Below are 26,536 nucleotides of genomic sequence, written 5' to 3'. Positions count from 1 at the left end.
TATTGATATTATCTTAGATAATTTATCCAACTTTGACTACTTTTTTAACTATTCCTCTACGAAAAACTTATTCCATATCCTTTTACTTACCTTCCTTCTATGACATATTTGGAATCGCTGATAAATCAGCATCTTCTTGAGTTAGAGGATAGAAATCAGCTAATCCTTTTCTTCTGAACCAGCTATTTTTATGTTTTATAACTGGCATAACTGAATTATTAGAGCAATTTGATGGTACTAGTGTCTGATGTTTCTGTGAAACTTTTTGAACAACTTTTTGTAGCGTTATACTGAGTGGCAAAGCAGTTGTCATAGGATTTTCAGTAGATGCTCTAGTATTATCAACTACTTGTGGCTGATCTGATAGTTTTTGTTCAAGCTGTTGTTGTGGTAATTGTTGTTTATTATTAATTTGATTTTTTTTATTTTGAAAAATTTGAGATTTGTTATATCTAGATTTATTAGATATATCTTTATTATTATCTATATATATAGAGTGTTCCAAACTTTTTTGGGGTTGAGGCAAAACTTCTTTGGGGTTGACCCCAAAGTTTTTTGGAGTTGAAGGAAAAATTTTTTCATTTTTAGATGGTATTTTATTAGAAGCAGGTTGGAAATTTCTAGCCAGCTTAATACAAGGAGTATTACGGCATTTAATGCCATATTTAATTATTGTTGCTTTATGAAAGTGAATGAAGGAAGCTTTTTGTAGTTCGAGTAAGCACTGTCTAACACGTTCTTGGCAAACCCCTAGTGATTGTTCAAAGAAGTTATAAGTTTCCTGGAGTTCATCTAAGCTATTATTATGATAGATTTGCAAACGAAAGACTATTAGAGATAGAAGCTGCCTTGCAGTTTTACTTAATATTTTGCCATTATGAGATAAGAGATTATTCCATTCAGGTGGGATAAAATTACCAACAAAATTATAGAAAATAGTTGGATTTTGATCATCAAAATTATGCTTTGGACAATCATTAGTAAAATGCGATGAGCATATAGTGTGCATAAGACCTCAACTTAAACATCAGTTTAGAAGAGGTATTGAAGACAATTATAGTACTATTTTTAAAAACGCGATGAGCATATAGTGAGCATAAGGAGTATGTAGGTAAAATTGGTATATTATGAAAAGCTTGGAGATATGGTGGTGGGCGATAGAGGGATTGAACCTCTGACCTTTACGATGTCAACGTAATGCTCTAACCAACTGAGCTAACCGCCCTTATTTTTTCCTGCTTTAATTTTATACTTAAAGCAACAAAATATTCAAATATATCTCAAACTTTTATAGTAACATGTCTAATCTATAATAGCCCTAATTTCAAGTTTTATTTGCATTATTTTAAATATTCAGCTAAAATCTACGAGACTGTCTGCGATAACGAAAGTAATTCTATATTTGGCTCTTTTTGTCTGCGAATAAACATGATTTTTTTGAAATAGATACACTATCCTTTAAAAATCATATCTATTCTTGCCGAAAAATAGCTCAAAATATAATTAGTTAGTTATCGTAGGCAGCCTCCTAGCATAAAATTATGAATAAATGACCTTAAAATCTCAAGCTTTGGATATCTGCAATAATTTTGTAGTGGCACTGGATGGTCCAGCGGCATCAGGTAAAAGTACAATTGGACGAATGTTAGCACAAAAACTTGAGCTCACCTATTTTCAATCAGGTATTGTATATAGAAGCCTTGCTCTTTCTTGTATAAAGCAAAAAATTGATCTTACTGATATAAATAGAATAATTGAATTATCTAAATCCACGGAATATATAAAAAATTCAGAACTTGATAGTGAGGTTGTAGGTAATATAGCCTCACAGGTTGCCGTTATACCGGAAGTAAGAAATAATCTGGGAATATATTTGGTAAAATTAATAAAAACAATTCCTAGAATTGTAATGGAAGGTAGAGATATTGGAACAGTAGTGGCACCGAAGGCTGATTTAAAGATTTTTATTAAAGCAGATATTGTTATTAGAGCAAAAAGAAGGTATAAAGAACTGCAAAAGAAAGATGGAGAATGTCTTTTTGATGTAGTTCTAAAGCAACTGGAAACAAGAGACAAAAGAGATATAGAGCGTGATATCGCTCCGTTAACTATCTCTCCAGGAACTTTAGAAATTGATACTTCTTATCTATCACCAGAAAAAGTGATTGATAAGATTATGGAGTTTATTTTAGTTAGGTAATATCAACATATTTTATGTGCAATAGGTTGTTTTATCTACATTTATTAACCATTCATAGTTAATTTAGTTGGATTTGCTTATCAGTGAGATAGAAGTGAAACCTAAATTTAGGTCAACATCTAAGCAACTCGCTCGAGCAAATTCAAATCAATTAACTATATTTATTATACTAGGTGGCACAACTAGTATTAGAGAATAATATGCAAAAAATTAAGAAAAAATTTGTTTCCCAACTTGCAGAAATTAGCTTTCAATCTCATGAAGATTTTGCACAAATGCTTGAAAGCATAAGTACTAGCCATATAAAAGAAGGTACTGTTGTCAAAGGTCAAGTAGTAGGTATCGCCAAAGGAATTATCATAGTTGACGTTGGCTTAAAGAATGAAGGTAGAGTTCCGGTAGAAGAATTTGCCTTGGCTAGTAATCAACCTTTACCAGAAGTTGGTGATATAGTTGATGTATATATTGAAAAAATTGAAGGTCGCAACGGTAGAACTATATTAAGCCGTGAAAAAGCTATTAGAGAAGAATCATGGGGACATTTAGAAATTGCATGTGCTCAAAAGCAGTTTGTGGATGGTGTAATATTTGGGCGTGTTAAAGGTGGGTTTACCGTTGATGTATCAGGGGTTGTTGCTTTCTTGCCTGGAAGTCAGGTAGATGTTAGACCAATAAAAGATATTTCTTCGTTAATGGGTATTAAGCAGCCATTCCAAATTTTAAAAATGGATAAGAAACTTGGTAATATTGTGGTTTCTAGAAGAGCCATACTTGAGGAATCAAGATCCGAGGCTAGAGATGAAATGTTATCGAAAATTAAGGAAGGGATAATATTAGATGGTACAGTAAAAAATATCACTGATTACGGTGCATTTATTGCTTTAGGTAGTTCAGGTAATGTAGACGGTCTATTGCACGTTACTGATATTTCATGGAGCAGAATAAACCACCCTTCAGAAGTTTTATCGCTAGATCAAAAAGTTAAGGTTATAGTTATAAAATTTAATGAAGAAACTAAGAGAATTTCACTTGGTATGAAGCAACTTGACCATAACCCATGGCAAAGTATAAAAGAAGAATTTCCGGTCAATACAATAATGACTGGTAAAGTAACAAATATTGCTGATTATGGAGTATTTATTGAGCTAAAAGATGGTATTGAGGGTCTTGTGCATTCAAGTGAAATTAGTTGGGTAAAATTAAATCAGCATCCTAAAAAAATGCTTACTATCGGTCAAGAAGTGAAATTCACAATTTTAGAAGTTGATACTGATAAACATAGAATATCTTTAAGTATTAAACAATGTCAAGATAACCCCCTTATTGAGTTTGCTAAGCGTAATCCAATAGGTAGTATAATTAAAGCTCCAATACGAAATATTACTGACTTTGGTATGTTTGTAGCACTTAATGACAATATTGACGGCATGATTCATGAAACGGATATAAGCTGGGACGGTAATGGTATTGAATTGTTAAAAACATATAAAAAGAATGACCAAATAGAATGTAAGGTTTTATCAATTGATATTGAAAAGGAACGTATAAGTTTAGGTATTAAACAATTAACTGAAGAGACGCAGCAAGATGAATTTGAGCTGTACAAAAAAAATATGATCGTTACTTGCTTAGTCACTGCAGTTCAAGATGATAGAATAGAAGTGGCTTTAGACGATAAAGTATTGGGCTTCATCAAGAAGGCTGATCTTTCTAGTGAAAAAACCGAACAAAAAACTGAAAGATTTGCCCCTAATGACAGAATTGATGCAAAAATCATCACCATTGATAAAGCATCTCATAAAATTACTTTATCAGTAAAAGCCCTTGAAATAGAAAGGAGAGAAAAAGCTATCAAAGAATATGGTTCTGCTGATAGTGGTGCTAGTCTAGGAGACATACTTGGAGCAGCTCTTGACGATAGTAAAAAATGATAAATTGTTTAAAGTCGAGGTAAAAACACCGACGTTATTGTGCATAAGCGTTAGTTTAAGAAAATAAAGTAGAAAAGTTGTCATTGCGAGCCACCGTAGGTGGCGTAGCAATCTATAAAAGAGTGGATTGCTTCGTCGGCTTTCGCCTTCTCGCAATGACGATTTTAGCTTGCAACGTCATTGCGAGACCACGTAGTGGTCGCGGCAATCCATTTCTAATCACTTTTCTGGATTGCTTCGTCGACCTAAGGTTTCCTCGCAACGACAGTTTTTCAATTATTGTTTTCTTAAACTGACGCTTATGCTTTGGCTCACGCCTTCTTGCAATGACGTCAGTTTGTTATAGTCAATTCAGATTATTATATATTAAGGAATTCCTATGGACAGTTTAATAATTAAAGGTGGTATCCCCCTTGAAGGTAATATTAGCATTAGCGGAGCTAAGAATTCGGCATTACCGATTATGACAGCTGCACTTCTTACAGATAAACTTAGTATTAATAATATTCCAAAGCTTACCGATATTCTCACAATGAAGAAATTACTTGAGAATTTAGGCAGTGTTGTTACGGTAACTGATCATCAAGACTACTTGAGCATGGATATTGATAGTAGCAATATTAATAATTTTACAGCCCCATATGATATAGTACGTAAAATGCGTGCTTCTATTTGGGTTCTTGGACCATTACTCTCTAGATTCTCTAAAGCTAAAGTTTCCTTACCTGGAGGATGTGCTATAGGGGCTCGACAAGTAGATTTACATATAGCAGCATTGCAAGCTATGGGAGTAGATATTGATGTTGATCATGGCTATATTAATGCTAAAATCACAGGCAGATTAAAAGCTGTACATTTTGTTTTTAAACAAATATCTGTTGGAGCAACAATTAATTCTATAATGGCTGCTACTTTGGCTAAAGGGGAAACGATATTATCTAATTGTGCTAGAGAACCAGAAATTGTTGATCTATGCCATTGTCTTAACAAAATGGGGGCAGAAATAAATGGAATTGGTACAAGTGAAATAACAATTATTGGTAAATCTTATTTAAAACATACCAACTATTCGATCATGCCGGATCGTATTGAAGCTGGTACCTACATGATGGCTGCTGCCATTACTAAAGGCAGTTTAAATATTTATGGAATTAACGGCAATATTGTTGAAAATATAGTATTAAAACTTGTTGAAGTTGGTATAAAAGTTGAGCCTATTGATAATGGTTTACGAGTTTCTTACGTAGATAGATTAAATCCTGTGGATATTCATACAAGTCCATATCCAGGTTTTGCAACAGATTTTCAAGCTCAGTTTATGAGTCTTATGACCCTTTGCAGCGGGTCTTCTACCATCACCGAAACTATTTTTGAAAACCGTTTTATGCATGTTCCTGAATTATGCCGAATGGGGGCAAATATAATAATTAAAGGAAATAGTGCTATAATACACGGAGTACCTTTTTTGACGGGAGCTGAAGTTATGGCAAGCGACCTCAGAGCATCGGTGTCTCTAGTATTAGCTGGACTTGCCGCCAATGATACAACAAAAATATGTCGAATCTATCACTTAGACCGTGGATATCAAACATTGGAAAAAAAATTAAGTAATTGCGGGGCAAATATAGTACGAGTTACAGGAGATAATGTTTAAAAACCAGATATATAATCGAGTCAATCTAAGGTGGTCCCCTTTGTCTAGACAAAAATTTAGATAAATAGAGATATAATTCACAAAAATTAAATTGTTGTTTTTATACAATATTTTTTTCAAAATATACACATTCTGGAGTTTTATAATCCAAAGCTTGATGCATCCTTTGTCTATTATAAAAGTCCATATATTCGTTAATTGCTGTCTTTGCCTCCTTTACTGTTGTTAAAATAATCCGATAAATTTTTTCCTGTTTTAATGATCGCCAAAAACGTTCAATAAAAATATTATCTAAGGCTCGTCCCTTACCATCCATACTAATCAAGATATTATGTAGCTTTAGCATACTAATAAAATTCTCCGAGGTAAATTGTACTCCTTGATCAGTATTAAATATTTTTGGCATACCATATTTTTCTATAGCGTCTTCAAGGGCTGTTACACAAAATTCACTTTCCAAACTAATGGAGATTCGCCAACTTAGAATATAACGACTATACCAGTCAATAATAGCTACTAAATATACGAACCCTTGGCTCAGTCTTATATACGTTATATCTGCACTCCAAACCTGGTTTGGCAATACTATTTCTAATCCTTTTAGTAAATAAGGATATATTTTATGCACTTGATTCCTCTTGCTTAAATTTATTTTAGGATAAACAGCTTCAAGACCCATTATCTTGTAGTAACGTCTAACAGCTTTACGACCTACCGAAAAACCTTGGGCTTGTAAATATTTAGCCATCCGCCGCATACCATAATATGGATGCATAGTATAGGTCTCATCAATTATTGCCATAATCTTGATATCTTGTTCACTAATACCAGTAGGTTGATAGTAATAGGTTGACCTGCTAATATCCAATAACTTACACTGTTGTACAATTGTTAACTTATTATGATTAGGCTCTATCATATTACACCTAACCTTTAATTCCAAACAATGCAGATTTTTTTTTGAGCCAGTCACACTCAACGCTTAACTGACCAATTTGCTCATATAGATTCTTGATTAACCCCTGCTGATTTGGATCAGCACTCTGTGTTTTATTCTTAAAACCTTGTACTAACAACTCAAGACCTTGTTTTTTCCAGTTACTGATCTGTGTTGCATGAACACCATACTTACTGGTTATCTGGGCTATTGTTAGCTCTCCCTTAATTGCTTCTATGGCAATTTTGGCTTTCTCCTCAGCACTATATTGCCTTACTTGTTTTTTCATCTCTAGCTCTCCTTGTTTGCTAAAGAATTCTATCTCATTTTTCTTATTTTTCTGTCCAAAATATTGGAACCATTATACTTATTTGTACAGAGCAATTATCTTTTATCTAAATTTTCAAAAAAATATTTATCTAAATAATAAAACAACGTTTTTGTTGAATAAGTTTATGGCAAACTTCAAGTAGCTTACGCATACAAGCAACTATCGCAACTTTCTTAGGTTTAAAATTATTAACAAGCCTATTGTATAAAGTTTTTAAATATTGAAAACCATTTTTGCCAGTTAATACCGCCATGTATAAAGCATCCCGTGGTATTTTTCTGCCTCCCCTAATAAATCTTCGTCCTTGCTTATTACCACTATCACGGGCGTACGGAGCTATCCCCACAATTGCTGACAATTCATTACTACTATAATTTTTATCCCCTAATTCAGGTACAAAACTAATTAGTTTTGTAGCCAAACATTTACCAATACCAGGTACAGTCTCTAATATTTTTACCTTCTCTTTTAACTCTTCTGACTCATCTATTGTTTTGTTTAACTTCTTATCAAGCTCAGCTATTTCATTTTGTAAGAATTTAATGTGTTTTTCTATACTATCTTTATCAATACCATCAATACTATGATGTAGTCTTTTCTTTTCATTGCTAAGCATTAATACTAAATCTTCTCGTCTTTGCTTATATCTCTTCAAATTCTCTGATTCAACTTGATATATATAATTCGCTGAAAGCTGCATCTTATCACCATAATATGCTAATTTAAATGCATCCTTCCTATCAGTTTTACACAAATTTACCGATTTACTAAAAGAATTAAAACTATATGTATTGACCTTATGTATTTGTTGCTTATTATTATACAGCTTTTGACAAATCTCAGCTTCGTATCCTCCAGTGGGTTCACATATTATTAGCTTAATCTCTTGCTCTTTTGCTAATTTAATCACCTCTTCATGACCAGCTGCATCATTGGCAAAACGATGATATTTAGGTTTATCGCTTGTATTATATACACATATATCAAGCCATTGTTTACTTACATCTAGACCTATTATTTTACTTATGATATAATCTCCTTCGTCTTATTGTGCAAGGCTGCTACTTCCAACACCTTCTGCAATTTGTTCAAAGCAAACTTTGTAAGAGGGTACTTATTCTATGCTCGATTATCTCAATCAAGTACCCCTCAAATCACCCTCTTACCATTACTTATATCATAATTTAAAGATATAAGTACCCCACAGATTTTACAGGAGGGTTAAAATAATAAATTGAATAAGTGACTGAGAGCATAGTACCCTACAATTTTTGTAAAGATGGTATTAGGATAGAAAAAAGTTTTTGTTTGGGAGGTATTATACCAATTGCAATAATTAACACGGTGTGTTTATCCAGTCTCTATACATAATTGATTTTACTAAATCTACATTATGAGCAAATTGATTCCAAGCGTAACAAGCCATAGTGACGATATCTTCATATACACCATAACATTGGTTAGACAAGAAATGATTTTTGATCCATTCCCAAACTTGTTCCATTGCATTAAGTTCCGGTGCATAGGGCGGAAGCGGTATCAAAGTGATATTGCTTGGCACAGTTAGTTTTTTGGCTGTGTGCCAACCTGCATTATCCGTTAGTAAAGCTATATGTCGGTTGCCTTGAATACTGCGAGAAAGCTCTTCTAAGAATTTATTCATTGCCTGTGTGTTTGCATATGGTAAAATTAATGCAAAAGCTTCTCCTGTATCATGGCAAGCAGCTCCATAAATATATGTTGAAATGAATTGCTGTTGCCGAACTTTACGGGGTCTAGTGCCACGCTTAGCCCATATACGAGTTAAGCTACCTTGTTGCCCAACTCGAGTTTCATCCTGAGACCATATATCAACTTTACATCTATCGATATTTTTTGGTAATAATTTTGTTAACATGTCTGGGAAGTTTTTTTATATGTATTTTGAGTCTCTTGATTTGACTTTGGATGCATTGAACGAGAAGTAATCCAGCTAAAACCAAGGCGGTGCATAGTATTGTAGACTGTTTTTAAAGCGCATTTAGCACCATATTCCTCAAGTAACATGATATGTAGCTCCTTTCCAGTTATATACCCACCAGTTTTACTTTCACTGAGCGTATTGATTTTATCAAAAAGAGCAGACTCTTGTATAGTGTTAATCTTCCTAGGGGCGCCGCTTCTTTGTGATTCAAATAATCCTTCAAAACCATGATTCCTAAATCTTCTGAGCCATGATTGCACAGTTTTCCAGTGTGACTTCACTATTTCAGATATGGCTTTTAAAGATTTGCCTAATTGAAGGTGATACATCGCCAATAAACGTATACGATTTCGACCATGCGGCTCATGTTTCATCATTTTTATAAAATCATGACCATGAAAACCTTGTGGTAATATTAACCTAGCCATTTGAGTACCTTTATCAGTTAAAAACCCATTTTACACCACTGCGTTAATTATTGCAATTGGTATTAATAATGTGGATATTAGCTGCGTTATGGCTGTTGTAGATTGATAAAAAGCATTTTTGATATGATCAAAGCCATAGGTAAATAATGAAAACAATTGTCTTTCAATGGTTTTGTACCGTTTTATTCGGATGGGATTTAAGGCATTTTGTATTATTCCATTTTTGACTATTAAAGCTGAAGCAATAGCAGTTATCACTAATAATTTTTCAAATCTATCCAATTTTACAATGTGACTTTTTTCAATATCAAAACCACCGCTTTTTAGGTGCAAAAATAGTCGTTCAACACTCCAACGAAATTTATATAAAGCAAAAATATCTTGCTCTATTTCAATTGAAGACACCAGAACCATCAGCTCGCTCTTATCATTTCTATATGCGGTAAAATTAACCTTTCTATTCCATAATATACCACTACAAGCCCTATACTCTAAGGCTTTAACATCACTAAATATTCTTTCAATGGTTAAAGTTCTTAAACCTTTTGTAAGACGAATTTTATGATCCATTTTTAATGGAATAACAAACTTTAGATGGTTATTTATCAGAAAGTCTAACCATTCTTTATTCATAAATTCTCTATCAGCAAGCAAATATTTTATTCTTTCAACGCCAAAATTATTAATAAATTTCTGTAAAAATTCCTTCATAAATTCTGCAGAACACCCGCCACCATGCGACAAAGTCTTCCAGAATATTGGCACCGATATTTTACCAATTACCATTACTAAAAATAAAATATTAATATCGGATTTACCAAATTTCCAACTTGTCCTATCCATTGCTACGACATAATTTTTTGAAGCAAAAAAGCTTAATAGCAAATAGCCAACCTTCATATAATCAAAATTAAAATCTTTTAAAAAACGATAAATTCTATGAGTTTTTGACGTCGCTTTAGCATCACCTAAAATACCAAGTGCTAAACTATAATGGTTCCAATATTTTGGACAGAAAAATAAGAAAAATGAGATAGAATTCTTTAGCAAACAAGGAGAGCTAGAGATGAAAAAACAAGTAAGGCAATAAGGTGGTCCCCTTTGTCTAGACAAAGGGGACCACCTTAGAATAGCCATTACCCATGAAATAATAGAAGAGATGGCATGGATAAAAAATGGTTTAGGAGTGCAAGTAGATATACATAAGCCCCATAATGGAGAACGAAATTGGCATGCTCATCTACTCATTACTACTAGGAGATTTACAGAAGACGGTAAAAATTTAGGAGCTAAGGCAGTAGATTTAAACCCTGAATTTAAAAAAGTTAACGGTAAAGCATTTATTATTCCAGAATCACAGATGATTCATCAGAGAGCCAAAGAAGTAATGAACAGATATTTTGCTAAATTAGGTTTAGAAACTAGAGTGGATTCAATAAGCATGATGCCACAACAACATCTTGGTTCTGTGAGAATGAGAAACATCATTAATGAAATAGCAGAGCAAAATAAGCTACGCAAGCTAGCTCATCTAAAAATTATTAAAGATAGTGATGGGGTATTAAATCGTATTATAAGCCATCAAGGAGAGTATAATCCTCAATTAATACCAAAAGGGCTGAGGAGATTTAATGGATTTGATGAGAAAGTGATATCCCTTTATGGTCGCGGTATGACAGTCAGCGAGATCCGAGGGCATTTAGAAGAAATATATCAAACTGCATAGTACCCCACACTTTTATAAAAGCCTATCCTGATGGGGTAAATTCAAGATCAAAAATCTTAAAAAGAAAGATATAAAAACATTTTTAGATAAATAAGAAGCCGTAATATCTTAAATAGTTAGTTAGAGTAGTAATAAGAAATGTCTGTTTACCGCATCAGGATAGGCTTGTATAAAAGTGTGGGGTACTATGATCAAACTGATGTATCTGGTGACTTGATATCCACCATAACAGATGGGGTGATAGAAGAAGTAACTAGGTGGCAAAATCGTTGTTTAGATAGGGTGTATCCAATATTATACTTGGACTGTATCTATGTAAAATCTAGAGACAATCACATAGTAATAAATAAAGCAGTATATTTAGCACTTGCTGTAAATATAGAAGGGAAAAAGGAGTTACTTGGCATTTGGATAGGCAAAAATGAAGGTGCTAAATTTTGGATGCAAGTAGTTACTGAGTTAAAGAATCGAGGAATTGAACAAATTTATGTTGCTTGTGTGGATGGTTTAAAGGGCTTTCCAGAAGCTATAAGCAGCGTATTCCCGAGTACTATAGTACAATTATGTATTGTACATATGGTTCGCAATTCAGTAAAGTATGTGTCATATAAAGATTTAAAAGAGGTCACATCAGATCTAAAACAAATTTATACAGCTAATAATGACGAAATGGCACGTTTAAAACTTCAGCAATTTGGTGTAAAATGGGATAAAAAATATCCGGTAATTTCTGATATTTGGCAACGTAATTGGTCTGGGATAATACCGTTTTTTGCCTTTCCTGAAGAGATCAGAAAGGTAATTTATACTACTAACACTATAGAATCTGTAAATCGTCAAATTAGAAAGTCGGTCCGCCAAAAATATTTAAAGCCCCCATAATCTATGATTGAATAAAATTTTTACAAAAAAAATTCTAATATTTGCACTAAAATTAAAAATTGTTTTCAATTTTATTGAAAAATTTCTGTTTTAGTAAAATTTTTACATGAGCTTATTGTTAACGATTTTTTTTTAATCGTTTAGCAAGTTTTTTAATGATAATTTTTTTATGTAGAGTTAGGCATGATGTGTAAATGATTGGCAATACATCGTAAATTCAAACCTATAGCAGAGATTATTGGATTGATCACATCTCCTATCATACCCTTCAAGAAGTTTCTGCCCATCCTGCCATATTGTTTCAAATGCCCTATTATTGGTTCTATAGCACTGCGTTAACTTATAATACTAGTTTTTTATAAAACTTTCTATTTTGTGAAAAAACAGGGGTTTTTGTCCAAAGTCCAATTTAACATTGCTGCCAGTATAACCAAGATCAACAAACGATTTTTTTATCTTTATTCCAGTTACATTTTCTACCGCTTCAAAACTCTGCTGCAATGTATGACCATCATAAGGATTATTATGAAACGATTTTGCTGACAGTACAAAATTTCTAAGACCACTGACTACTACCGCAACTTTATTGCCAAACTCATATGGCTTGTTTCGTTTTCCCTTCACTATACACTCTACCTCAGGGGCATGAAAACTATACAATATTTTATTCTGTTCTTTGTATTGCTTTTTCTCTTCTCTTTTTAAAACAGATTGGCTATGTATTTGTTTTACTTTTTTCAATACTTCTTGATCTCTGATAGATAAGTTTAATTTCTGATTTTTTATCTCACGCTCACATATTATAACCAAACGACCAAGTAACGTTTTTAAATGCTTCATTATTTTCCAACGCTTCTTGGCTTTGCTATGCTCTTTATACTTCCAGAGCTTTATTATATCTCGCTTATAGGTTCTAGCGTAGGTTTCGTTTAAACTTATACCCAAACTTTGGCAAAGCTTCACAATACTAAGCCTAGCTTTATCCATTAAATATACATCATGTGGGTGCTTGATATTCTTAATTTGTACCGTTGTATCAGCGATTATCAATTCCAAATCTTTTTTTTAATTGTGTTAGTTCTTATTCCAACCCTTATCAACTCTGCTAATATCTCGTTATATCCAGATTCACCTAATAAATTACGAAATCTTCTTATGCTAGTTTCCGACATCGCTATATCTGTTTCTATATATTCCCACCCACAGAAATATTGCCAATACATGTTTTCTTTTAGTTCTTCCTCTGATAATGAATCTGAAAAATTATACATTGCTTGTAGCATCGTTACACCAAGCATCACTCTATGACATTTTCTATTTCTACCAAATCTCTTAATAGAAACATTTTTTGATAACCATTCTTCTAGACCAGACCAATTTATTAATTCTCTTAATTTATATAGCTTGTTATTTGAGTTTAATTCTTCTTTTAATTTATAACCAAAAAGTTTTCCTTGTTTTTGTGATTTGATAATATTTTCTATTGGCATATTGACTGAAATCCATAAGGTTTATTAGCATATTTTAACATTTTCTTATGGATTTCTTTATTATTTTCTGCCATTAAAACCTATTATCTATAAGACTTATAGAGTTTTGCCGGACAGACTATATATCCTCAAAATATGACAAAAATTTTACTTTATTACTACTTTGCCAATATCCTCTCATTGCTGCCTAACTTGTTCTAAGAATCAATTTATATTTTAATGCAAAGTGGTTTATACAAATTTTTAATTGAAACATCTAAACCTTGCAAAACGCAATGATTGAAACAAATATATGATTTGATTGAGATATAACCTTCTTTGTATACAACTTTGCAGCATTTTGCTTGATTGATGGCTCTATAGCTATTCTACAAATGCAGAACTAGAACCTGCCACATCTACTAAGGTAGTCTCTCCTAGCGAATTTATATGCAACAAGTTATCTATTTCTTCAAATCTATCTTTAAATTCCTGGTTCTCACGTAAATCATTGAATGAAGTAAGTATAATATTACTAATAACTTCCTGGCATTCTTTATTACCTACAACAAACTTCTGAGCATCTTTTATGGCATCAGTCAATACCTTAAATTCTAATTCCTTCAACTGAGGAGTACGTTGATTAAACTCATCGAACACTCCAAGTAATTTCTTAAATTCTTCTATTTTACCTCTTCCGAGAAATCCACCTAAGACATCTCTTTCAGCTACAAAAAAAGCTTCTTTTCTTTCTTGAGTAATTACAGGCTTTTTATCATAGAATCGCGTTTGAACCCAATTGGCAATCCTATCTAACCTATTATTCCTAACTGACTCAGCTAAAAATTCTGTAAGGTGCTCTCTTGCTGATTCATATTCTAACATTTTTTTTCTATGCATAATTCAACTCCTCTATGTATTTTTTTAACTAAAATCAACATTTACGCCATATAACTCAGCCGCTTCAACTTCTCCGCTAGTAAGAAACGAATGATGAGCTTCATCACCACTATAAAACATTCCTATTTTATCGGTTTCTTGATTAAGAGTATTCATAAAATCTTGTTGTTCATCATTTTCTATACCATAATCCTTGATGGCTAATCCAGAAAAAGCTTTTAATATCTCCAAAGGATAGTTATCACTTACATAATTTTCATCACCAGCATTTTTAAAACCTTCTTGAAATGACTTAAAAGGCAATATCGATAGATAAGCATGATCTATAATTTTCTTAGCTAATAAAGAGGGATTTAAATCTTCTTCCCTGAACACTACCTTATCATTATAACCTATAGCACTATTTATCTGATCCTTTCTATACTCTGCTCCATCTTTAACATGATAAGCTGCTTTTCTACTTCCTTCTGCAGAAGGAAGCACATTAATTAGTCTTATAGATTGAACTTTTTTATCCGACTCATTTGCTGGAACTAACACCTTTTCTTCTAAAGGCTTAAAATCGAATGCATCGTATAAGTGTTTTGCTATATGATACCTTACATAATCTAAATCCCCTGACTGTTGTTCTACATATTGCATCATAACTTGAAGGGAAACGTTTCCATTATAACGATCCTCTAATTCCTTTTCTAATTCTCTGATTTTTATTTTAGTGTTATACTTTTCATTATATTCCATAATTTTTGGTTGTATCTCCACATCATCATCTCTATCATTGACTAAAGATATAATCTTATTTATTGCCTTCAACGCATCTATCACTTTTTTAATTCTATTTCCTTCATTTTGTACAATTCTTACCTTTGGATCTTGTTTTTTCTCAGTCTGTAATTTACCTCCTTTTGCTAATTCTGCTGCCTCATCATGAGTTAATATCTCAAATTCATGCCCTCTAGGTTCTTTAGCTTTCGCCGCTGAAGAATAATAACGAATTTCATTGATCAAAGTATTTCCTTCTTCAGGAAACGCAGTGTAAAGCATTTGACTAAACAGAGTCAACATTAATCTTCCAATAGCTTCATAGGCAATACCTATTGTGTTTTGATCTTGGATTGCTTGCTGCAGTGAATCTATAGAGTAATCAATAAACTTACCCATACTTCTTGTATAATTTGCCTTAAATTGTTCTACCTGTTCCTCATCAAAAAGATTATCTTCTTTTATTTTTTCAATGATTTTTTTGTCATTTATTAAATATTTATATGCTCCTCCTCTTACATTCTTTATCTTAACATGATAGAAATCTTCATCTTCAGCAAGTTGCAATGCTGCTTTAAGGTCATCATACTCTTGACGATTAAGACATAGTCCAAGTTGATCAGATACAAATATCTTCATAGGATTTACTAAACGAGTTAATACTCTTCCTGTTAAAACATCTTCATCTTGCACCTTTGACTTTATGAAAAGTTCTACAAGAGAGTACGGAGTAACATGACGCATCTGTTTTTTAGAGCTGCCTGAGACCGGAGGACGACCTAATATGACGATTTTATTACCTTCATCTTCATCAATAACCACATCTATCAGCACTTTATCACTCATGTTTACTCCCGTTACGGCGTTTAAAAAACCATGAATTCTTGATTTTTTTACTTGAAAAAATCCAAGATCATTCGACTCTTCCATTAAAATACCCTCCTCCTCTTATTATCAATTACCCTCTTGGTTAAGATTATGTCTATAAAATGGACAAGTCAACAATTTTGTTTAGAACATGTCACATAATAAACTTACAAAACTTATGCTATAGAAGGTTCTAAATAGGGTAAAGATGGAGAACGGAACTGTTGTTGCATATAATCATCTAAAAGCCCAAACTAGAAATGTACAACTAATGTGATTACATTGGATACGCTGTTTTCTGCATTGGCAACGTTCTATACAGTAATTGCTTAATTTCTCTATGCATGCTCTCAATTACCTACCGAAAACCAAACTCATCTTGTACAGCTTTAGAAGATTTTTGAGTTTTGTTATTGCTAACAACATAATCAACTCTGTTGGTAGCCTAAACATTGGTGCTAAGCACCACGCAACAAAATATAAGAAACTGGCTCTGTACCACACTTCAACGTAGTATCATTTTTAACAGTAACCATTAAGCAGCATCTGTATTATTTGCGATACTTCTATAAAATGAAATAACCAAGCTAATATTAAGCTATAATCGTCAATTTCACTGGTGCATTGATCACAGCCGTTTGGTAGCATGGTTTTGGAGTTTTGGTAATATCATTGATGGCATCATACATAACTTAAGTGTATGAGAGACCTCGTTTAGGAGAGTAATTCTATTACCCCTCCAACTTAAAATTAGCTTGGCTTAACAGCATTTAACAAGAAGGAGGTTATAATGGTAAAGGAAAATAATGATAAACAGAAATTACGTCAATTCGGGATAAGGATATTGTGAACATGTAGATTAAAATCAAATTTTGTTGAAGGTTTATTTTTCTTTAATGAGTAAGCAACAAGAGTAGATAATATATGGACAAAGGCATTTATTGGTGATCTATGTCTAGTATGTTCAAGGTTCATTTTATTTTTTAGATAATCAAAAACTGTTTCAATTAAGTTACGCTTTCGAAGTAAGATTTTTTCTTTCAAATCCATTAATTTATTTTCCATATTCTTCTTAATTCCATGAATCATTTTTAAGCCTCTTTCATATAAATTTAAGAACAAATTTTGCTTAATATAACCTTTATCAGCTGCTATAATTCCAGTTAATCTTTTTGTTAACTCCGGTACTGGAACCCTATCATCTACATTGCCTTTGGTCACTTTTAATGCCATAAACTCCCCTTTATTATTGATTATTACATGTAATTTAAAACCATAAAAATACCCCATAGAGGATTTACTATGTTTGGCTAATCCTTTAAAAACTTTATTGCTATAACGCCTTTTATTGTGACAAGCTTTAATCGTTGTAGAGTCAATAAAATAAATACCTGTTTCCTCACCAAACAACAAATGAATCAACATATTTAGCGGTATGAATAATCGTGCCATTAATTCAACAAATCTATTATAACTCAAGGCTTTGGGAAAATCATCCTTATGCATGCACTCTATATAACTTTTATAGAAAAATTTAAAATTCTTAGCATAGGATGTATGAAACATAATTATTATTGTTAACATTTCACTTAGACTCATGCTACAACAGCGATTTCTTTGCTTATTTGATGGTAATAACTTTCTCTGTTCATACTCCAAATAAATTTTACAAAAATCATCTATAAAACTATATAATTCTGTGATATCTTTTTTCATGCCTGTAGTTTGTTTTTTTGTTTAAAAATATAAATACTGCAGGCACTCCTTTTTGACAATCCTTTTATCTATTACTATTTCATCTATATCTTATCCCGAACTGACGTGTATCAGTTAGTAGTGTCATTAAAGCTAAAGAACAATTAACAGCTAAGGGTGCAGTAGTATCAGTAATAATGCCGCAAGATATGGGGGATTTTAATGATATGCTCAAAGCTCAAGGAGCAGAATCTATTAAAAAGTTTATAGAACCTGAAATAGCAAAATTAATATCAAATGAAACACTAAACGAAAAAACAACTAAATTTACTGAGTCATTAAAACCAGTTAATAATGCTGACAATAATAAATCACAAATCAAATCTATAGAACTAGAACTTGGGAAATCAGCAAATCACGATATATTACAGAAGTTTCAATGGCAAATAAAATCATTGGAAAGATTTACTACTAAGGAGAACATAAATACAGCCTTGCAAATATATAAGGAAAAAGGCATAGAGTCTTTTATTCTCTATAGCAAGAATAGTTGTTCTAAAGCTATTGAGCAGAAAATAACAAAAGATTTGCAAATAATGAAAAATAAGTTTGCTCCTAATTATAATTTAGGTAATGTTAGATTCTGCGATATAGTAATAAATGATTTTAGAGGTAAAAGCTACGCCGTACCAGAAGATTACTTAGTTGCCATAGGCAAAGATAAACAAGTGATGCAATATATTAATCCACAATCAGTAATAGGTAAGGAAATAAAAAATGAATTACAAAATGCAGCAGAGACTCAGAAAAACCAGGGAATAATAGTTAAAGCTACTATATAGGTTATATTAAAAATAATAATAATTAACTAATCAAGAATATGTCAACTCAACTAAAACATGATGCATTATTTAAAAAGATAATGGTCAATCAAATAGCAGCTCAAGAATTTTTGGAGCATTATTTACCAGAAGAGGTTAAGGAAATAGTTGATTTAACCAAAATAACAATAGAGAAAGAATCATTTGTTGAGGATGACCTAAAAAGAGCTCTTAGTGATTTAGTCTATTCTGTTAAGACTAAAGATAATGAGCAAGCCTTTGTGTATGTGTTGATTGAGGCGGAGATAAGACCAAAATATTGGATGGCACTCAAATTATGGAAATATATGTTGCTATTAGCTGAAAGACATAAAAAAGGTAGAAATAAAATACCGTTGATAGTACCAATGGTGTTTTATCATGGTACTAGAAGATTTAATGTGCCAAAGAATTTGTTTGAATTATTTAGCGATCCCAAACTTGCAAAGCAATTGATGTGTGAGGATTATAAGCTAATAGATTTACAATCAATGTCTGATGATGAGATAAAGCAGAAGCAACATTTTGGCATGTTAGAATATATGATGAAATATGTACAGCAGCGAGATATATTGAAGGTGTGGGATGAACTTTTAACAAATTTTAAATCCTATATTAGTATAGATAAGTCAACAGGCTATATTTACATAAGATCGTTTTTATGGTATAGTGAGGCTAAGATAGAAGAAGGTAAGCAACAAGAGCTAGAGAGGCTAATAGCGAGTCATTTAACTGCAACAGAAGAGGGGAATATTATGAGAACTATTGCTGAGAAATATATTGATGAGGGTATAGAAAAAGGTATAGTCCAAGGCATCCAGGTTGGTAAAGCTGAAGGTAAAGCTGAAGGTAAAGCTGAAGGTAAAGCTGAAGAGAGAGTTGAAATAGCAAAGAAAATGTTAGCTCAAGGCTCTGATGTTGCTTTTATTTCTGCTGTAACTGGTCTTAGCAAATCTTTTATTCATTCTCTTACTCAGAAAAAATAAACCCGAGTCAATCATTTAATTTGTGTGTGCGTCAAGATAAGGTGCATTAATCTTACGGGTGAAAGTCCTGTTATGGAAGGAGTAGCTAGCTCCACCATATAGCGAGTCTTGTGCTGCTGAAGGTAACGACAGTAGTAAAGCGTAGACAGCGAAACATCCGAGCCGAAACCAAATGGTGAACGTGATAGCCCTGAAATGATATTGGTAGTGGAAGTCGATGTGCTACACAACGCAGTAGACAAGAGAAAACTAGAGGTCAAACTAGCGAAAATCCGAAAGTTTTCAACCATCGGGGTCTCAGGCGTCAGCGAGTTTGTAGAGATTAATGACACAACTTGAGAAGTCCTTATAACTCTTACTGAGTTAAGTAAGTATTCAAAGTACAAGTGCCGAAACATAAGGCTTTGGAGATGGTGTTAAGGATGGCTGAGTCAGTTGTAGTAGTGATGAAGCTTCGTAATGGGAGTGGAGCGAAGGGCTGACAGAAAGGTAAGAACGTAAGAGGGAAACAATGACCGTACACAGCATAGACGGAAATACATGGTCAACGAAACTTGAGCGTATAAAGTTGCTATCATCACAAAATCAAGACATAAAGTTTAATAATCTTGGACATATTATTGATTTAAAGATGTTAGAAGAACAATATAAGGAACTTGATAGCAAGAAAGCTGTAGGAATAGATGGTATAACCAAAGCGGTTTATGGTAAGAAGTTGGAAGCAAATTTGCTCTCGCTCCTTACTAAAATTCGCAAGGGGCAATATCAAGCTAAACCTGCACGAATTACATTGATTCCAAAAGAAGATGGAGGCAAAAGACCTTTGGTAATATCATGCTTTGAAGACAAGATAATCGAGTCGGCAGTAAGCAAGATATTAAACTCAGTGTTCGAGCCAATATTCTTAAAATGTTCTTACGGGTTTCGACCTAAATTAAACGCCCATGATGCACTTAAGGAGTTGAATAGACTTACGTATAACTTCAATAAAGGAGCTGTAGTTGAAATTGATATAACTAAGTGCTTCAATTCAATCAAACATTCTGAGTTGATGGGATTCCTAAGAAAGAGAATATCTGACAAAAGATTCCTAAGACTAGTTATGAAACTGATGGAAACACCAATTATAGAAAACGGCATTACAGTTACTAACAAGGAAGGATGCCGCCAAGGGTCTAAAACATCACCAATTTTGGCAAATGTCTTCCTACATTATGTTATTGACTGTTGGTTTGCTAAAATCAGCAAGGAAAACATAAGAGGGCAAACTGGAATGGTGAGGTATTGTGACGATATGGTGTTCGTCTTTGAGAATGAAGAAGACGCGAGGAAGTTTTATGAGGTTTTGCCCAAAAGATTAAACAAGTATGGCTTGAACATCAATGAAGCTAAATCGCAGATGATTCAGTCCGGTAGATACCATGCTGAGGACTTAGCTAAGCAAGGTAAGAAGATCAAGAGTTATAATTTTCTTGGCTTTACTTGCTATTGGGGTAAATCAAGGTTTGGTAACATATGGAGATTAAAATATACCACAAGGAAAGATCGATTTACCGAGAAGCTTAAAGGGCTAAGAGAATATCTACGAAGTCACCTTAATGAGAGGGGCAAAGAACAGATATTATTGCAAGTCATTAGAGCTACAAAGGGGTGGATCAATTATCATGGTATATCAGATAATCAAAGACGAGTAAGTTCATTTATTCACCAAACTAGGCGAGCAATATATGGGTGGTTTAATAGAATGGGTGGGAAGCGTAAGATGAATTGGCAAAGATTAGCTGAAATACTCAAAAGGGTCGACTTTCCAAATAAGTGGAAGACCATTTCAATGTTCTAAAACCAACAAAAAAAATAGGGTACAAGCCTATCTTACCTTTCGGGAGCCGGATGCGGTAGCTCTGCATGTCCGGTTCTGAGGAGGGGCTTAACCAAGCAATTGGTTAGGTCTACTCACAAAGTTCATTTTTTATTTTCCAATAAATCATATTTAAAATCTCCACAAAGTATTTCAAATTGATTTAAAGCTAGTCTGTCCGGCAAAACTCTATAAGTCTTATAGATAACAGCGATTCCAAATATGTCATAGAAGGAAGGTAAGTAAAAGGATATGGAATAAGTTTTTCGTAGAGGAATAGTTAAAAAAGTAGTCAAAGTTGGATAAATTATCTAAGATAATATCAATATAATATTGGTATCAAGTTATGCATTCAAAGAAACATTTAAGTTTTAGTGCAATCAGAAGTATGATTGCAGATAGATTTGCTGGTATAGAAGATAGAAGGGGTGTAAATAGTAGTAATAGTATAGCAGATATTATGTTATCTGGTTTGGCGTGTATGTATTTTCAATCAGTATCTTTGCTAGAATTTCAAAGGCGTATGGAAAGGAAGGAACAACGTAATAATCTGCGTAGCATGTTTACAGTACAATCGCTTCCTAGCGATCAGGGGATGAGGAACGTAATAGACCAAGTAGATAGTGACGTAACGTTTAGACCTATTTTCAAAGAATTATTTAGTAAATTACAACGAGGGAAGCATCTAGAACAATATCAAATATTTCCTGGTAAATACTTATTAAATGTTGATGGTACACAATATTACAGCTCTGATAAAGTGAGTTGTAAACGTTGCCTAATTAGAGGGCATAAAAATAACCAATATCATTGTCATCAAGTATTACAAGGGGCTATTGTAAAATTTGGGTTACGACAAGTAATACCAGTAATGCCTGAGGAAATTCGTGTACAAGATGGTGATGAGAAAGAGGATTGTGAGACGAATGCTTTCAAGAGATTTTTGACAAGATTTAGAAAGGATCATGATAAATTAGGGATAATAATCAATGCTGATGCCTTATATGCAACAACTCCAGTGATAGAAACAATTCGTGATCATAAAGCTAATTATATTTTTAAAGTAAAACCCAATAATCATAAGACATTAATGGATAATGTTCAATCTGTAGATAAATCAAAGATAGAGACATTGAGCCTTAGAAGGAACAAATTGATAATTGAATGGGTTAATGATGTTGAATTATTTACTAGCACTAAGGTAAGAACAAATTATATAGCGGCATGGGAGCTAGTGCCGCAGAAAGATGGTAGTAACAAAAGTCAGTATTATGGTAAATGGATTACTGATCTAGAAATCACCTCAGATAATGCTAAAACAATAATAGACGGAGCAAGAGCACGTTGGAAAATAGAGAACGAATGCTTTAATAGCTTAAAGAATCATGGTTATAATATAGAACATAATTACGGTCATGGTTCTGAGAATCTATGTTATAATTTCTACAATTTTACTTTGTTAGCATTTACTATTCATCAAATACACCAATTAGTTGATAAATTATTTCAAGAAATGAGGGAGCAATTTGGTAGATTAGGATCGTTATGGGAACGAATAAGAAGTTTAGTAGACCTTTTTTTCTTTGAATCAATGGAAATGTTATGGGAGATATTAGCTGGCAAACGAGATTACAGAGTCCCGCCAATATAGATTCGACCTATCAAAAGCTTTTTCTAGAGCAATAGACTTATTTATTGCTAACCGTTGGTTTTTACCAAATTGATTACAATAACGTGAATTATGATAAGTTTGTATAAAAATATTTATAGAATTCAAGAAAATACATACAAATCTTTAACAGAAAAATAGATTATTCGTCTTAAAGTTGAGTGGATCGCAATGCTAAAATTTCCCTATGTATCCATAATGTCATATTTGGAATTGCTGGTAATGCCTGAGGAAATTCGTGTACAAGATGGTGATGAGAAAGAGGATTGTGAGACGAATGCTTTCAAGAGATTTTTGACAAGATTTAGAAAGGATCATGATAAATTAGGGATAATAATCAATGCTGATGCCTTATATGCAACAACTCCAGTGATAGAAACAATTCGTGATCATAAAGCTAATTATATTTTTAAAGTAAAACCCAATAATCATAAGACATTAATGGATAATGTTCAATCTGTAGATAAATCAAAGATAGAGACATTGAGCCTTAGAAGGAACAAATTGATAATTGAATGGGTTAATGATGTTGAATTATTTACTAGCACTAAGGTAAGAACAAATTATATAGCGGCATGGGAGCTAGTGCCGCAGAAAGATGGTAGTAACAAAAGTCAGTATTATGGTAAATGGATTACTGATCTAGAAATCACCTCAGATAATGCTAAAACAATAATAGACGGAGCAAGAGCACGTTGGAAAATAGAGAACGAATGCTTTAATAGCTTAAAGAATCATGGTTATAATATAGAACATAATTACGGTCATGGTTCTGAGAATCTATGTTATAATTTCTACAATTTTACTTTGTTAGCATTTACTATTCATCAAATACACCAATTAGTTGATAAATTATTTCAAGAAATGAGGGAGCAATTTGGTAGATTAGGATCGTTATGGGAACGAATAAGAAGTTTAGTAGACCTTTTTTTCTTTGAATCAATGGAAATGTTATGGGAGATATTAGCTGGCAAACGAGATTACAGAGTCCCGCCAATATAGATTCGACCTATCAAAAGCTTTTTCTAGAGCAATAGACTTATTTATTGCTAACCGTTGGTTTTTACCAAATTGATTACAATAACGTGAATTATGATAAGTTTGTATAAAAATATTTATAGAATTCAAGAAAATACATACAAATCTTTAACAGAAAAATAGATTATTCGTCTTAAAGTTGAGTGGATCACAATGCTAAAATTTCTCTATGTATCTATAATGTCATATTTGCAATTGCTGTCCATAGTACCTTACAATTTTTGTAAAGATGGTATTAGGATAGAAAAAAGTTTTTGTTTGGGAGGTATTAATAATGTGGATATTAGCTGCGTTATGGCTGTTGTAGATTGATAAAAAGCATTTTTGATATGATCAAAGCCATAGGTAAATAAGAGTCAATCATTTAATTTGTGTGTGCGTCAAGATAAGGTGCATTAATCTTACGGGTGAAAGTCCTGTTATGGAAGGAGTAGCTAGCTCCACCATATAGCGAGTCTTGTGCTGCTGAAGGTAACGACAGTAGTAAAGCGTAGACAGCGAAACATCCGAGCCGAAACCAAATGGTGAACGTGATAGCCCTGAAATGATATTGGTAGTGGAAGTCGATGTGCTACACAACGCAGTAGACAAGAGAAAACTAGAGGTCAAACTAGCGAAAATCCGAAAGTTTTCAACCATCGGGGTCTCAGGCGTCAGCGAGTTTGTAGAGATTAATGACACAACTTGAGAAGTCCTTATAACTCTTACTGAGTTAAGTAAGTATTCAAAGTACAAGTGCCGAAACATAAGGCTTTGGAGATGGTGTTAAGGATGGCTGAGTCAGTTGTAGTAGTGATGAAGCTTCGTAATGGGAGTGGAGCGAAGGGCTGACAGAAAGGTAAGAACGTAAGAGGGAAACAATGACCGTACACAGCATAGACGGAAATACATGGTCAACGAAACTTGAGCGTATAAAGTTGCTATCATCACAAAATCAAGACATAAAGTTTAATAATCTTGGACATATTATTGATTTAAAGATGTTAGAAGAACAATATAAGGAACTTGATAGCAAGAAAGCTGTAGGAATAGATGGTATAACCAAAGCGGTTTATGGTAAGAAGTTGGAAGCAAATTTGCTCTCGCTCCTTACTAAAATTCGCAAGGGGCAATATCAAGCTAAACCTGCACGAATTACATTGATTCCAAAAGAAGATGGAGGCAAAAGACCTTTGGTAATATCATGCTTTGAAGACAAGATAATCGAGTCGGCAGTAAGCAAGATATTAAACTCAGTGTTCGAGCCAATATTCTTAAAATGTTCTTACGGGTTTCGACCTAAATTAAACGCCCATGATGCACTTAAGGAGTTGAATAGACTTACGTATAACTTCAATAAAGGAGCTGTAGTTGAAATTGATATAACTAAGTGCTTCAATTCAATCAAACATTCTGAGTTGATGGGATTCCTAAGAAAGAGAATATCTGACAAAAGATTCCTAAGACTAGTTATGAAACTGATGGAAACACCAATTATAGAAAACGGCATTACAGTTACTAACAAGGAAGGATGCCGCCAAGGGTCTAAAACATCACCAATTTTGGCAAATGTCTTCCTACATTATGTTATTGACTGTTGGTTTGCTAAAATCAGCAAGGAAAACATAAGAGGGCAAACTGGAATGGTGAGGTATTGTGACGATATGGTGTTCGTCTTTGAGAATGAAGAAGACGCGAGGAAGTTTTATGAGGTTTTGCCCAAAAGATTAAACAAGTATGGCTTGAACATCAATGAAGCTAAATCGCAGATGATTCAGTCCGGTAGATACCATGCTGAGGACTTAGCTAAGCAAGGTAAGAAGATCAAGAGTTATAATTTTCTTGGCTTTACTTGCTATTGGGGTAAATCAAGGTTTGGTAACATATGGAGATTAAAATATACCACAAGGAAAGATCGATTTACCGAGAAGCTTAAAGGGCTAAGAGAATATCTACGAAGTCACCTTAATGAGAGGGGCAAAGAACAGATATTATTGCAAGTCATTAGAGCTACAAAGGGGTGGATCAATTATCATGGTATATCAGATAATCAAAGACGAGTAAGTTCATTTATTCACCAAACTAGGCGAGCAATATATGGGTGGTTTAATAGAATGGGTGGGAAGCGTAAGATGAATTGGCAAAGATTAGCTGAAATACTCAAAAGGGTCGACTTTCCAAATAAGTGGAAGACCATTTCAATGTTCTAAAACCAACAAAAAAAAATAGGGTACAAGCCTATCTTACCTTTCGGGAGCCGGATGCGGTAGCTCTGCATGTCCGGTTCTGAGGAGGGGCTTAACCAAGCAATTGGTTAGGTCTACTCACAAAGTTCATTTTTTATTTTCCAATAAATCATATTTAAAATCGAGCCTTTCTAATTAAGTGTGTAAATTTTTCA

The 26,536-nt window shown here is 33.2% G+C and carries 20 protein-coding genes, 1 tRNA gene and 5 pseudogenes; 12 read left to right on the top strand and 14 right to left on the bottom strand.

Annotated elements, in window-relative coordinates; genetic code table 11:
• Positions 1–97: 97 nt before the first annotated feature.
• The gene (locus NBW66_RS13560) at positions 98–1,009 is read right to left on the bottom strand and encodes a hypothetical protein (RefSeq protein WP_250311286.1); all 912 of its coding nucleotides are present in this window, start codon (positions 1,007–1,009) and stop codon (positions 98–100) included.
• Positions 1,010–1,148: 139 nt separating this feature from the next.
• Positions 1,149–1,225: transfer RNA gene (locus tag NBW66_RS13555), tRNA-Val, on the bottom strand.
• A gap of 324 nt (positions 1,226–1,549) precedes the next feature.
• Here NBW66_RS13555 and cmk point away from each other — a divergent pair.
• The 3 genes from cmk (at position 1,550) to murA (ending at position 5,785) form a co-directional block, all read left to right on the top strand.
• Positions 1,550–2,200 (top strand): (d)CMP kinase, encoded by a 651-nt coding sequence (gene cmk / locus NBW66_RS13550; protein WP_094648790.1) that lies wholly within the window; start codon positions 1,550–1,552, stop codon positions 2,198–2,200.
• A 200-nt stretch (positions 2,201–2,400) separates the two neighbouring features.
• On the top strand, positions 2,401–4,131 hold the full coding sequence (locus NBW66_RS13545; protein ID WP_250311285.1) for a 30S ribosomal protein S1: 1,731 nt from the start codon (positions 2,401–2,403) through the stop codon (positions 4,129–4,131).
• Between the two features lie 379 nt (positions 4,132–4,510).
• Positions 4,511–5,785, top strand: a complete 1,275-nt coding sequence (murA, locus tag NBW66_RS13540) for a UDP-N-acetylglucosamine 1-carboxyvinyltransferase (protein ID WP_250311284.1) — start codon at positions 4,511–4,513, stop codon at positions 5,783–5,785.
• Between the two features lie 100 nt (positions 5,786–5,885).
• Here the strand turns inward: murA and NBW66_RS13535 are convergent.
• The 5 genes and pseudogenes from NBW66_RS13535 to NBW66_RS13510 form a co-directional block, all read right to left on the bottom strand.
• Positions 5,886–7,011 (bottom strand): annotated as a pseudogene (locus NBW66_RS13535) (IS3 family transposase).
• A gap of 130 nt (positions 7,012–7,141) precedes the next feature.
• Positions 7,142–8,068, bottom strand: a complete 927-nt coding sequence (locus NBW66_RS13525) for a transposase (protein WP_284346776.1) — start codon at positions 8,066–8,068, stop codon at positions 7,142–7,144.
• Between the two features lie 321 nt (positions 8,069–8,389).
• Complete coding sequence (locus NBW66_RS13520) at positions 8,390–8,950, bottom strand: IS630 family transposase (RefSeq protein WP_250310543.1); 561 nt, start codon at positions 8,948–8,950, stop codon at positions 8,390–8,392.
• Positions 8,944–9,444 carry a helix-turn-helix domain-containing protein gene (locus NBW66_RS13515; RefSeq protein ID WP_250310542.1) on the bottom strand — a complete coding sequence of 167 codons (501 nt, stop codon included), beginning with the start codon at positions 9,442–9,444 and terminating at the stop codon, positions 8,944–8,946. Before NBW66_RS13515 ends, NBW66_RS13520 begins: the two co-directional genes overlap by 7 nt.
• Positions 9,445–9,474: 30 nt before the next feature.
• Positions 9,475–10,494 carry an IS4 family transposase gene (locus tag NBW66_RS13510; RefSeq protein WP_250311283.1) on the bottom strand — a complete coding sequence of 340 codons (1,020 nt, stop codon included), beginning with the start codon at positions 10,492–10,494 and terminating at the stop codon, positions 9,475–9,477.
• Positions 10,495–10,549: 55 nt separating this feature from the next.
• Between NBW66_RS13510 and NBW66_RS15130 the strand changes: the two are divergent.
• The 3 genes and pseudogenes from NBW66_RS15130 to NBW66_RS13495 form a co-directional block, all read left to right on the top strand.
• Positions 10,550–11,068: pseudogene (locus tag NBW66_RS15130) on the top strand (MobA/MobL family protein); the annotation flags it as partial.
• Positions 11,051–11,170: a transposase gene (locus NBW66_RS13500; RefSeq protein WP_410525839.1), complete on the top strand. Its 120-nt coding sequence runs from the start codon at positions 11,051–11,053 to the stop codon at positions 11,168–11,170. The pseudogene NBW66_RS15130 and the gene NBW66_RS13500, both read left to right, overlap by 18 nt.
• A gap of 186 nt (positions 11,171–11,356) precedes the next feature.
• Positions 11,357–12,046 (top strand): annotated as a pseudogene (locus NBW66_RS13495) (IS256 family transposase); the annotation flags it as partial.
• Between the two features lie 354 nt (positions 12,047–12,400).
• On the opposite strand, the gene NBW66_RS13490 reads toward NBW66_RS13495, so the two are convergent.
• From NBW66_RS13490 to NBW66_RS13470, 7 genes and pseudogenes are all read right to left on the bottom strand, one after another.
• Positions 12,401–13,102, bottom strand: coding sequence for a hypothetical protein (locus tag NBW66_RS13490; protein ID WP_250311282.1), 702 nt, complete (start codon positions 13,100–13,102; stop codon positions 12,401–12,403).
• Positions 13,099–13,542: a transposase gene (locus tag NBW66_RS13485; protein WP_250311281.1), complete on the bottom strand. Its 444-nt coding sequence runs from the start codon at positions 13,540–13,542 to the stop codon at positions 13,099–13,101. The genes NBW66_RS13490 and NBW66_RS13485 overlap by 4 nt, the downstream gene beginning before the upstream one ends.
• A gap of 187 nt (positions 13,543–13,729) precedes the next feature.
• Positions 13,730–13,894, bottom strand: a pseudogene (locus NBW66_RS15370) (IS701 family transposase); the annotation flags it as partial.
• A gap of 11 nt (positions 13,895–13,905) precedes the next feature.
• Complete coding sequence (locus NBW66_RS13480; RefSeq protein WP_250311280.1) at positions 13,906–14,421, bottom strand: hypothetical protein; 516 nt, start codon at positions 14,419–14,421, stop codon at positions 13,906–13,908.
• Between the two features lie 24 nt (positions 14,422–14,445).
• Positions 14,446–16,113 (bottom strand): hypothetical protein, encoded by a 1,668-nt coding sequence (locus NBW66_RS13475; RefSeq protein WP_250311279.1) that lies wholly within the window; start codon positions 16,111–16,113, stop codon positions 14,446–14,448.
• A gap of 113 nt (positions 16,114–16,226) precedes the next feature.
• Positions 16,227–16,495: pseudogene (locus NBW66_RS15365) on the bottom strand (IS701 family transposase); the annotation flags it as partial.
• 380 nt (positions 16,496–16,875) lie between these two features.
• Positions 16,876–17,766, bottom strand: a complete 891-nt coding sequence (locus NBW66_RS13470) for an IS982 family transposase (RefSeq protein ID WP_250310582.1) — start codon at positions 17,764–17,766, stop codon at positions 16,876–16,878.
• 176 nt (positions 17,767–17,942) lie between these two features.
• Between NBW66_RS13470 and NBW66_RS13465 the strand changes: the two genes are divergently transcribed.
• From NBW66_RS13465 to NBW66_RS13440, 6 genes are all read left to right on the top strand, one after another.
• Positions 17,943–18,587, top strand: a complete 645-nt coding sequence (locus tag NBW66_RS13465) for a hypothetical protein (protein ID WP_250311278.1) — start codon at positions 17,943–17,945, stop codon at positions 18,585–18,587.
• A gap of 38 nt (positions 18,588–18,625) precedes the next feature.
• Positions 18,626–19,591, top strand: coding sequence for an Rpn family recombination-promoting nuclease/putative transposase (locus NBW66_RS13460; RefSeq protein ID WP_250311272.1), 966 nt, complete (start codon positions 18,626–18,628; stop codon positions 19,589–19,591).
• 511 nt (positions 19,592–20,102) lie between these two features.
• Positions 20,103–21,431 (top strand): reverse transcriptase domain-containing protein, encoded by a 1,329-nt coding sequence (locus NBW66_RS13455; RefSeq protein ID WP_250310618.1) that lies wholly within the window; start codon positions 20,103–20,105, stop codon positions 21,429–21,431.
• A 364-nt stretch (positions 21,432–21,795) separates the two neighbouring features.
• A complete protein-coding gene (locus NBW66_RS13450; RefSeq protein ID WP_250311217.1) occupies positions 21,796–23,100 on the top strand; it encodes a transposase in 1,305 nt (434 codons plus the stop codon).
• A 216-nt stretch (positions 23,101–23,316) separates the two neighbouring features.
• Positions 23,317–24,120: a transposase gene (locus NBW66_RS13445; protein WP_250311277.1), complete on the top strand. Its 804-nt coding sequence runs from the start codon at positions 23,317–23,319 to the stop codon at positions 24,118–24,120.
• Positions 24,121–25,016: 896 nt separating this feature from the next.
• A complete protein-coding gene (locus NBW66_RS13440; RefSeq protein WP_250310618.1) occupies positions 25,017–26,345 on the top strand; it encodes a reverse transcriptase domain-containing protein in 1,329 nt (442 codons plus the stop codon).
• The last annotated feature ends 191 nt before the right edge of the window (positions 26,346–26,536 follow it).

Source organism: Rickettsia endosymbiont of Oedothorax gibbosus (genome assembly GCF_936269705.1).
Lineage (GTDB): Bacteria > Pseudomonadota > Alphaproteobacteria > Rickettsiales > Rickettsiaceae > Tisiphia.
The sequence above is the reverse complement of the archived record's forward strand: the minus strand, read 5'-3'. Positions and strand labels throughout refer to the sequence as shown.